2 protein-coding genes are annotated in these 10284 nt (G+C 73.5%); both read left to right on the top strand.

All coding sequences use genetic code 11. The features are described from left to right. Nucleotides 1-18 precede the first annotated feature (18 nt). Entirely contained in the window at nucleotides 19-699 is a 681-nt protein-coding gene (locus FXF51_RS39760; RefSeq protein ID WP_148439933.1) for a TetR/AcrR family transcriptional regulator, read from the top strand. Between the two features lie 137 nt (nucleotides 700-836). Beyond that, nucleotides 837-10283, top strand: a complete 9447-nt coding sequence (locus FXF51_RS39755) for a calcium-binding protein (RefSeq protein ID WP_148439932.1) — start codon at nucleotides 837-839, stop codon at nucleotides 10281-10283. Nucleotide 10284 lies beyond the last annotated feature (1 nt).

The raw sequence follows: 10284 nt of genomic DNA, 5'->3' as shown, positions 1-10284 counted from the left end.
CAACAGTACGATGTAGCCATGACTGTGTGGGACAGGCCGGAGCCACCGAGTCGGCCCGTGCCGCTCGACCGGCAGCGCATCGTCGCCGCCGCCATCGCGCTCGCCGACGAGGGCGGCCTAGAGGCGGTGTCGCTGCGCAAGGTCGCCGCCCGGCTCGACGCCGGCCCGATGCGGCTGTACGGGTACATCTCCACCAAGGAGGAGCTGTTCGACCTCATGGTGGACGAGGTCTACGCCGAGATCCTGCCCGACGAGCAGCCGGGCGACTGGCGGCAGGTGCTGGCCACCCGCGCCCACCGCACCAGGCAGGCCACCCTCCGCCACCAGTGGCTGGCCGACCTGCTCGGCGGCCGTGCCGTCCTGGGGCCCAACGCCCTGGCCGTGACCGAGGCCGACCTGGCCGCCCTCGACGGCCTCGCCGACCTCGACACCGTCATGCGCGCCGTGGAGACCGTCAGCGCCTACGTCATCGGCGCGATCAGGCGCGAGGTCGCGAACCTGCGGGCCGAGCGCGCCACCGGCCTGTCCGAGCGCGACTGGCAGCGCGCCTTCGGCCCGCACGTGACCAGGATGCTCGCCACCGGCCGCTACCCGGCGCTGGCCAGAGCCGTGCACGACGGCACGGACGTGGACGCCGCGACGACCTTCGCGACCGGGCTCGACTGGGTGCTGGACGCCGTGGCCGCCAAGCTCGCGTGACGCCCTCCTGAGGTGCGCTTGTAGACGGTTCCAAGTGACCCACAAGCGGTGATCACTACATACGTCCCCAGTGTCGTGTCTTCGCACTGGGGGGTCTGGTGGCGAGCCAGCGATTGTCGCGTGTCCTTTGCACATGGGTGTTATCCACGGGTCTGGTCGCGGCCGTGCCGCCGCCGGCCGCCGCGTCCGCGCAACCGGACGCCGAGACCGCGGCGTTGCTGTCCGCGGTGCAACGGTTCACGACCGCGAGCGGCGGCCTGGCCACGCTCGGCCCGATGGGCGAGCAACTGCCGCTCGCCGGGCTGGTGCCCGGCGGGGAGGACGCCCTCGGCCTCGGCGACCTGTTCCAGGTGGCCGTGCACGACAAGCTCAAGGACCTCACCAGCCTGGACGACCTCCAGGACGAGTACGAGGTGCCCGGCCCCCGCGCCGGCAGGCTGCTGGCCGAGGCGAGCACCCAGGGCCAGACCAGGCACCTCGACCTGACCCTCGAGATCGCCAGGACGGTGGCAGGCCGGCCGATCTCCGTCAGCAGCAGCCGGCCCAAGGTCTCGCTGACCACCTCGGGCGGCGTGGACGTCACGCTCAAGCTCACCGCGAAGCTGCCCTTCGCCTACGACCCCGCCACCAAGTCCGCCTGGCTCGGCAAGGACGCGGCCGTGACGGTGCGGGCCGAAGGGAGGCTGGCCGCCGGGGCCAAGCCCGCCGCCGCGTTCGGCATCCTCGGCGTGGACCTGTCGCCGGACTCGGCGCTCTCCTTCGCCGCCGAGTTCGCCGCCACCGCCGCCGACCCGGACGGCAACGGCAGGCTCGACCTGAGCGAGCTGGGCTCGGAGGGTCTGTTCGGCTTCACCCGCAAGGGCTCGGCGACCGCCAAGCTGCGGGTCACCGCGCAGCCGTTCGCCGGCGCCCAGGTAGAAGGGGCGACCGCGGCCATCGACGTGAGCTGGCCCGACCTGGCGACCGGCGGGCCGGCCGTGAGCGTCACCCAGGCCGACCTGGACCGGCTGAACCGCTTCCAGACGCTCACGCCCAAGGACCTGCTCGACGGCCTGACCCACCTGGCCAACGCCGTCACCGCCGCCCAGCGCGCCCGCTGGGACGGGCAAGGCGACCTCGACCTGCCGTTCATGCGCGGCTCCCTGGCCGATGCCGTGCAGGTGTCCGAGGCCATCCACGCCTTCGCCGCCGCCAGCGTCGACAGGAACACCGGGCAGCCCACCTTCACCTCCGTCCAGGACCTGTTCGCCGCGCTCGGCCAGGCGCGCGGCCTGCCCGGCGGCGCGATCATCAAGGTCGCCGACGCCGGCTACGACGACGCGGCCAAGAAGATCGCCTTCACCCTCGTGGTGGACCGGACCGTCAACCCGGCCCCCGAGCCGCTCAACCCCGCGGGCCAGACCACCGGCGGGACCGGCGCGGGCGTCACGTACACGGCCAAGACGCTCAAGCACACCGGCCAGAAGTGGACGCCAGGACAGTTCACCGGGCGGACCGTCACCGCGGGCGCCTCCAGCGGCATCGTGGCGGACAACACCGCCGACACCGTCACCCTCGCCGACGACGGCTGGCGCGGGGGAGTGCCCGCCGCGGGCGCGCCGTACCGGATCTCCGCGAGCGACCCGATGATCGGGCAGGTCTCCTTCGGCGGCGCCTTCAAGGACGCCGCGGGGCTCGACCGGGCCAACGCCACCGCCGCGCTGGCCGGGGTCATGCGCGGCTACCACGCCTCGGCCACCGTCGTGCTCGACCTCAGCGACCCGGTGACGGGACAGGGGTGCGCGCAGCGGCCGGACGGGCAGGGCAAGGCGTGCCCGTACCGGCATGCCAACGCCGACGGCAGCGCCACCGTGGTGAACGAGCTGCCCAGAGCCGCCGACCGGATCATGCTGCGCACCGGCCGCGACCTGTTCGGCGCCCGCGTCTCGGTGCTCTCCCCGGTGAACGTCAACGCCGTCGCCGGCTACCTCGGCGTCCAGATCACCGGCGACCTCACCATGGGCAGCGGTGACGGCGGCGACCTGGTCAAGGTCGGCCTCAAGGACCTCGGCGACGTGCCGCTGACCCGCCTGTTCGAACGGCTGGCGAGCAAGCCGGGCGACGTCCTGACCTCCCAGGTGGACGCGAGTGCCCGCGCCCGGCTCACCCTCGGCGTGCCCGGCCTGGCCGACTTCTTCGGCGGCAAGGTCTCCGGCGAGATCGAGATGCCGGACATCAGCGAGCCCGGCACCGTGCACCTGCGCGGCTTCGACCAGATCGGCAAGGTCAAGGACTTCGCCTTCGACCCCGGCAACCCGCAGGCGCTGTTCGGCGCCCTGGTCAAGTCGCTCGGCGCGGTGGCCACGTACCTCGACCGCGTCGAAGGCGGCGGCGAGGTGATGAACACCAAGCTGCCGCTGCTCGGCCGCTCCCTGTCCGACCTGGTCGCCGCCGAGGAGATGGGCGCGGGCCCCGGCGTCGTCTACGGCGACGGCGCCTGCGGCAACGACAACGCCTACCTCACCGACCCCTCCAGGACGTTCACGCAGGCGCACCTCGGCCGCCGCGTCGCCGTCGGCACCCGCGTGCTGACCGTCGCGACCGCGTGCGGCGAGCACACGCTGTCCTTCACCGAGAAGTTCGGCGGGTCCGTCCCCGAGGCGGGCGCCGCCTACGCGCTGCGCTCGCCGCTGCGGGACGCGATCGACCGCCTGACCGCCGCCCCGCCCGACACCGTGCAGGCGCTGGTCGCTGAGCTGAACAAGGCGCTGGGCGGCCAGGTGCGCATCGGTTACGAGGACGGCGCGCTGCGGCTGGCGCTGGCCTACGACAAGAAGGCGGCCGTGCAGGAGCCGCTGCGGTTCTCCTTCGGCGAGAGCGGCCTGGTCGCCGCCAAGGGCTCCGCCACGCTGGACGCCGCCGTCGAGGGCGAGATCCGGCTGGGCCTGCGCGTCGCGCTCAAACGGGACTTCGACCTGGCCCGCGACCTGCTCATCGAGACGGACTCCGGCCTCGACCTCCAGGCCAGGGCGCAGCTCGACGGCTCCGTCCAGGCCGACGTCGGGCCGCTGCCGCTGGCCATCGGCAAGGACGGCGACGACCCGCTGCAGGCCAGGCTCGGCTACGGCGTGAGCCTGCGCTACGGCGGCGAGCAGCAGGACGCCGTCACCGCCGGCGCGTTCTTCGCCGGGCTCGACCTGGCGCTGAACGAGACGAGCGACCCCGTCGCCTGCGACAGGGACCCGCACCGCGACGACACCGACCTCGCGCTGTGCGCCGTGCTGCCCGCCTACCTCAACGGCGCCCCGCTCACCGCGGACGGCAAGCACGCGCTCGTCCTGCGGCTGCCCAGGTCCGCCCCGCTGGCCGAGATGTTCGACCTGACCAAGAAGCTGCCCGGCGACGTGAACCGGCTGGAGCTGCCCTCCTTCGACTTCTCCGCCCTGCCTCCCGGCCTGGAGCTGGACTGGACCAACCTGGGCGACGGCATCGACCGCTACCTGACCACACTGGAGACCGGCATGCGCATGGCGTCCAACCAGGGCAGGCTGCCCATGGTCGGCGCCGACCTCCAGCAGGGGGCCGACTTCGTCGGCGCCAAGCGGCAGGAGATCAAGGCCGCGATCGGCAAGCTGCCGAACGGCGGCAAGGTGCCCACCGGCGGCGACCTGCGCCAGTGGTACAACGACGAGCTGGCGCCCAAGGTCGGGCCGGGCGCGCAACCCGTGATCACCTGCGTGCAGGCGCCCGTCCCCGACCCCGCCAAGCCCGAGGCGTGCGACGCGGCCAAGGGCGGCGAGCTGACCGGCATCGCGTTCAAGGTCAGCGTCGGCAAGGGCGACGTCGATCCCCAGCAGGGCTGCGTCAAGGACTGCCTCGGAGTGGAACGGCCGCTCGACATCGGCGTCCCCGGCCTCGCGCTGCGGCAGGGCGCCGGCAAGGGCGTGCGCGCCGAGCTCGGCTGGCACGCCGAGGTCATGGCCGGCCTGGACCGGACCAGCGGCTTCTACCTCGACGCCGGTGAGGCCAACCGCCCGCGCGCCACCGTCGGCGTGAACGTCTCGCTGCCCGACGAGATCAACGCCAGGCTGGCCATCCTCGACGTGCGGCTGAAGAACCGCGAGCAGAACGCCCCCGACCTGTTCGCGGGCGCGTTCACCATCGGGCTCAAGCCCGTCGGCCGGATCGGCCTGCACCAGCTCGCCGACGCCGCCGACCTGGTGGAGACCTCCCTGCACGCCAAGGTGGCGGTGGACTGGCGCTTCCAGGTGACGGCCGGGTCGGCGATGTTCCCCGGCCTGTTCGGCGACTTCGACCTCGACTGGGACCTCACCAAGGGCGGCTCACCCGACCCGGCGAACCTCGACATCGCCTTCAACAACGTGAACCTGGAGGCGGGCGACTTCTTCCGCAGCGTCCTCGGCCCGGTGGTGACCCAGGTCAAGAAGATCACAGACCCCGTCAAGCCGGTCATCGACCAGCTCTACGCGCCCATCCCCGTCCTGTCGGACCTCAGCAAGGCCGCGGGCGGCGGCGAGGTCAACCTGATGACGATCGCCAAGAAGTACAACACGGTCGCCGGCGGCGGCACCACCAAGTTCATCGAGCGGATGATCGAGGTCGGCAGGCTCGTCACGGCGCTGCCCGACTGCCAGGGCGAGCTGCACGTCCCCATCGGCAGCTTCACCGTGGCCGGCGACCGCGCGCTGAACACCGAGAACTCGCCCGACGTGGCCGACTCGCTGATCAAGGACGTGGCGCCCGCCACGGACGACCTGTTCGCGGCGCTCGACCAGGGCGCCTCGTCGTGCGCGAAGAGCGCCGCCGCTCAGGGCCCCATGGAACACTCCGCCAAGGCAGGCTTCAGCTTCCCTGTGCTGCAGAACGCCGGGCGGTCGATCTTCAGCCTGCTGATGGGCAAGGACGTGGAACTCGTCGCCTTCGACTCCGGGCCGCTGCGCCTCGGCTTCTCCTACAGCCAGTCCTTCGGCCCCGTCTGGTCGCCGCCGCCCATCATGGTCGTCATCTCCGGCACCGCCGGCATCGAGGCGCACATCAGGGCAGGCTTCGACACCTACGGCATCCGCAAGGCCATCGAACAGCGCAGGCTCGACCTCCAGGTGCTCGACAGCCTCTACCTGAAGACCACCGACGACCAGGGCAAACCCCTCCCGGCCATCACCCTGACCGGGCGGCTGGAAGCCGGCGCGGCCGTGGACGTCGTCCTGGTCAAGGCGGGCGTCAGCGGAGGCATCTTCCTCACCGTCGCGATGAACTGGCTCGACCCCACCAACGACGGCAAGTTCAGGTTCCACGAGTTCGCCGGCGTCCTGCTGCGCAACCCGCTGTGCCTGTTCTCCGTGGACGGGGAGCTGAAGGTGTACCTGAAGGCGTGGGTCGAGGTCGGCATCTCCATCTTCAAGAAACGCTTCGACTGGACGATCGTCGAGGCCAAACTGCTCGACTTCTCGGCCAGACCCAAGTGCGACGAGGACCCGCCGAAACTCGCGACCGTCGACGGCGACGCCCTCGTCCTGCACGTCGGCGCCATGCGCAAGGCCAGAGGCGGCAGCACCGCCAAGCCCGGCGACGAACCCGAGCAGTGGACCGTCAGCCAGCTTCCCGCCGACGAGGGCTTCGTCGTCAGCGCCCTGGGCGTGCGCGAGGAGCACCGCGCCGCGGGCCTGGATCGGGTGCTGGCCGACGGGCGCGGCGCCAAGGGGGCGCTGCGGCTGGTCTTCCAGGGGTACGGCGACGACACCGCCGGGCCGCACCCGTTCAGCCGGACGGTGGTGGCGTTCGGGGGTGACGGCGATGACCTGATCATGGCCGGGGCCGGTCGTAACGTGGTCGACGGCGGTAAGGGCGACGACCAGATCACCAGCGGCGACGCGTACGACGGGGCCGCCGCCGTGGTGGCGGGCGGGCCCGGCGATGACTACCTCACCTTGGGCGGCGCGGGCGGCTGGGCGGCCGGAGACGGCCGGCTGACCCCCGCCACCCGCAAGGTCGGCGACGTCGAGGTCGCCGACTGGCCCGACGCCGGGCTGCCTGGCGCGCCTGCCGAGGACTCCGGCGACGCGCCCGCCGGGGGCTCCGGCAACGGGCTGCCTGGTGCGCCCGCTGACGGCGCGGACGACGGCGCCGACCGCATCGCGGCCGGGCTCGGCGCGAACCGGCTGTGGGGCAACGGCGGCGACGACACCATCGCCGTCGCCTCCGACAGCCCCCTGGCGGCCACCGACCCCTCACCCCGCTTCCGCGCGCAGCCGAGCCTCCTGGTCGGCGGCCCCGGCGCCGACACCCTGACCGGGGGCTCAGCGGCCGACGAGATCCACACCGGCCCCCAGGAGAAGTTCGGCCGCGACGAAGCGGGCCCCGACGACGAGGGCCCGAACTACGTCGACACCGGCGCGGGCGCCGACGAGGTGTACGGCGGCAAGGCCGCCGACCTGGTCGCCGGCCACTCGGCCCCCGGCGAGACCACCTCGATCGTCGGCGGCGGCGGAGACGACGTGCTCGCCGGCGGCCACGGCAAGGACGACATCTCCGGCGGCCCGGGCGACGACTGGGTGATCGCCGAGCCGTCCGACGTCGGCGAGGCCCAGGGCCGCGACGACTTCGGCCCCGCCAGGCAGGTACGCCACCTCCCGCTCCCCGCGGGCGTCCAGCCCTCGGCCAAGCGGCTGTCCGGCGGCGACGGCCACGACCACATCGTCGGCGGCGACGGCGGCGCGACCGTCTTCGGCGACCGCCGCCGCGACGAACCGTGCGAGGAGCACGACGGCGACGCCGACGGCCGCGACCTCGTCATCGGCGGCGCGGGCGAGGAGACCGTGTCGGCGGGCGGCGGCGCGGACCGCGTCGAGGCCGGCGGCGGCCAGGACCGCGTCTGCGGCGAACGCGGCGACGACCGCCTTTCCGGCGGCTCGGGCGACGACCAGGTGGCGGGCGGCTCAGGCGCCGACACGGCACTCGGCGACGACGGCGCCGACGAGGTGACCGGCGGCCCGGGCGACGACACCCTGTACGGCGGCGCCCACGACGACACGGTCGCGGGCGAGCCGGGCCAGGACAGCGCCTTCGGCGGCGACGGCGACGACCTGATCATCGGCGGCACCCGCACGGCAGGCAAGGACGACCAGGGCGACGCCCTGTACGGCGACGCGGGAGCGGACAAGCTGATCGGCGACAACGGCGACGCCGGCGGCCCGTTCGACCTCGACGGCACCCCGCAGGACGCCGGCGCCGCCGACACCCTCCACGGCGGCGACGGCCCGGACACGGCCTTCGGCGGCATCGGCGCCGACGAGGTGCACGGCGACGCGGGCGACGACCACCTGGAGGGTGGCGTCGGCGGCGACCGGGTGCTTGGCGGGGCAGGCGAGGACGAGCTCGTTGGAGGTGCCGCGGGGCCGCACCCCGACGGGGGTGACACGCTGCTGGGTGGTGAGGGGCCCGATGTGATCGCCGGTGACAACGCGATCCTGAGCACCGCCACCCCGTCCCCCTCCGGGTCCGACCCGGCGACGCAGGTCGCCGCACGACCAGGCCAGACGGCCACCCACCAGGTGAAGCTGCTCGCCGGCGGCTCCGGCCCCGACGTGGCCGACGGCGGCGCGGGCAACGACGCCCTCTTCGGTCAGGCGGGCCACGACCGGCTGCGCGGCCAGGCGGACCACGACTACGCCGAGGGCGGCGCGGGCGTGGACTGGCTCGAAGGCGACCACGGCAACGACGACCTGGTGGGCGGCACCCACACCACCGCGGCCGACACCACCGCGGCCGAGAACACCCGTACCGACGACACCCCCGGCACCCCGGACGCCCTCTACGGCGGCCCCGGCGACGACGCGATCGCGGGCGACAACGCTCTGATCACCCTGACAGGCACCCCCACCCGAGCCACCCTCCGCCAAGGCTCGACGAACACCCCCATGACCCCCCGAGCCATCACCCTCCTCCCCACCGACCCGGGCGACGACCACATCTCGGGCGGCTCCGGCGTGGACGTCCTCTGGGGTCAGAACGGCGACGACCACATCTCCGGCGGCGGCCACGGCGACTACGCCGAAGGCGGCCCGGGCGCGGACCAGATCCGCGGCGACCTCCCCCTGTCGGCGAACTCCACCAGAACCCCGACCCACCCATTCACCGACCCGGGCTGGAGGGGAGAGGCCGGCGGCCCGGAAGACCTGGAAGGCGACAACACCCCAGGCCAGGACGACCTGATCGGCGGCTCCTCGAAGCAGTCCGCCGACGACGAGTCCGACGCCATCGAGGGCAACGGCGCCGCCGACGTCCTCCTCGGCGACAACGGCTCCCTCGTCCGCACCATGACAGGCAACACCGAGAAGATCTACACCGAGCGCTACCCCGCAGGCCAGGCACCCGCCGACGCTACCCGCGTACGCAGCCACGACCCGTCAACGCCGGGCGGCGGCTCGACCAGGTTCTGCACCCAGGCCCAGCCCACCTGCGAGCCGACCGGCTCCTACGGCGCCGACCACCTGTTCGGCGACGAGGGCGACGACGGCCTGTGGGGCCAGGACGGCGACGACGAGCTGGACGGCGGCGCGGGCGACGACGACCTGTTCGGCGAGCTGGGCGACGACGAGCTGAACGGCGGCGCCGGCGAGGACGCCATGCTCGGCGACCGCGGCGGCGTGGTCAGCGAGCGCATCGACGCCGCCGATGCCCAGCGGCTCGGCTTCACCGTCAGCCTCAACGCCCCGCCGAAGGAGACCTACAGGGGCTTCCAGGCGGGCACGTACGACCGCCGTACGGACCTGCTGCACGACGCGGACGGCGACGCCTGGGTGAGCGCCGCCCTGCCGCACGACGGTTTCGCCAAGGGCGGGGACGACCGGATGCGCGGCGGCCCCGGCAGGGACAGCATCCACGGCGGCGCGGGCGACGACCTGGTCAACGGCGACAGCGGCGGCGACGAGGTGTTCGGCGGCGACGGCGCGGACGTGATCTGGGGCGGCAAGGGCTGCGACCCCGTCCTGGACGCGGCCACCCCGGACTGTCTCAGCGGCGGGGCGTTCGACCCGGCGGCCCGCGGCTCCGGCGACCGTTTCGTGGACCACGTCTTCGGCGGGGCCGGCGCGGACCTGCTCGACTACAACCCGCGCGGCTCGTACCCGGGCTCGTGCGCCCCCGGCAAGAAGCCGGACGGCGAGCTGACCACGGTGGTGGACCCGTGCGCGTGGTTCCGCATGACCGGCAAGGACAACGCCGCCACCGCCGACGACCAGCACCACCAGGGCGTGGACTGGCAGTACGGCGGCGCGGACCGCGACGTGCTGCAGGGCGACCGCACGGCCAACGGCCCGAACCCGGGCGACAAGATGATCGACTGGAACGGCAACTTCAACCTCTACACCCACTGCGGCCCGGCCAACGGCGGGCACAACATCGTCCGCCAGCACTCCCCGGCGATGCTCGACTTCCTGGCCAAGGTGGCCTGGGGCGCGGGCGCGGGCCGGAGCGCGGGCGACCCGTCGGGCTCGCGTGAGGTGGCCGTTCCCCCGGGCGACAGCGGCTCGCCCTACCCCACCTCACCCGGACATTTCGACTCGCCCGTGGCCTGCGCGGGCTGAT

The sequence above is a fragment of the Nonomuraea sp. PA05 genome (genome assembly GCF_008086045.1).
Lineage (GTDB): Bacteria > Actinomycetota > Actinomycetes > Streptosporangiales > Streptosporangiaceae > Nonomuraea > Nonomuraea monospora.
The sequence above is the reverse complement of the archived record's forward strand: the minus strand, read 5'-3'. Positions and strand labels throughout refer to the sequence as shown.